This window comes from Pseudomonas sp. Pseusp97 (assembly GCF_047304025.1).
Lineage (GTDB): Bacteria > Pseudomonadota > Gammaproteobacteria > Pseudomonadales > Pseudomonadaceae > Pseudomonas.
On the sequence record NZ_JBGLYK010000544.1, the window covers coordinates 1 to 266 of the forward strand.

Sequence of the window (266 nt, forward strand, 5' to 3'; positions counted from 1 at the left end):
GAGTCGGGAAGATCGGCAGACAGAGCACTCGTTGCGCGGCGTCGGACGCGATCGGCAGATTCGCTCGATGCGCCGTCGGCAAGCCACGGTACATCGGAAAATCCGAAATCAGCGGATAGAAGTAACGACGCACGATGACGTTGTGTTCGCGGAATCGCTCGTACAACGCGTCGCGGCTCAACGGATACTTGTCGCCGACGAGAATCGGGAAGTACGCGTGATTCGAGACCGTGTCTTCGCACGCGGGCAGGCAGTGAATGCCCTGT

1 protein-coding gene is annotated in these 266 nt (G+C 59.8%); it reads right to left on the minus strand.

Features of this window, described 5'->3' with window-relative positions; all coding sequences use genetic code 11:
* Positions 1 to 266 (minus strand): DegT/DnrJ/EryC1/StrS family aminotransferase (locus tag ACCC94_RS30270; RefSeq protein ID WP_413353243.1); only part of this gene is annotated, 266 nt, incomplete at both ends.